The organism is Thalassotalea ganghwensis (assembly GCF_053485795.1).
Window position 1 is genome coordinate 1 of the sequence record NZ_JBQRUM010000061.1, and the last position, 590, is coordinate 590.

Below are 590 nucleotides of genomic sequence, written 5' to 3' on the forward strand. Positions count from 1 at the left end.
GATTCATACAGCGCGACACTGTAATCATCGGTTGAGATAAAAATAAATTTATCTCGGGATATATATCAGCTTTCCAAATTGTTAAAGAGTTCGTTTTAGGACACATTCGCCTAAATCGTGGTTTAAAAAACCAAATTAAAATTTACTGAGGAGTAACCTTTAATTTGGTTTTTTTCTTTACTGAAGAAGTGGTGGAGCTAAGCAGGATCGAACTGCTGACCTCCTGCGTGCAAGGCAGGCGCTCTCCCAGCTGAGCTATAGCCCCATATCTGGGTCAACACGTTAGCTAGAACATTTAAGTGATTTATCTAGGCGCTTTTTTGTCGACGTTTAGTAAACCAAACGAGATAAAAAGCAACAAAGCATACCGCTTAAATTGGTAGGTCTGGGCAGACTTGAACTGCCGACCTCACCCTTATCAGGGGTGCGCTCTAACCAGCTGAGCTACAGACCTATGTTACGCCCGAAGCTACATGTTAGGACTTCTTCTTCATATTCGTTATCAGTGCAATTTGTGTGAACACTCAACAAAGCGTTTGCTTTACATTCAAGATAAGGAGGTGATCCAACCCCAGGTTCCCCTAGGGTTA

Annotated in this window: 2 tRNA genes; both read right to left on the reverse strand. The window is 42.2% G+C overall.

Annotation, left to right across the window (positions count from 1 at the left end):
• Nucleotides 1-189 precede the first annotated feature (189 nt).
• Nucleotides 190-265: transfer RNA gene (locus tag ACSLUH_RS19465), tRNA-Ala, on the reverse strand.
• 112 nt (nt 266-377) lie between these two features.
• Nucleotides 378-454: transfer RNA gene (locus ACSLUH_RS19470), tRNA-Ile, on the reverse strand.
• Between the last annotated feature and the right edge of the window lie 136 nt (nt 455-590).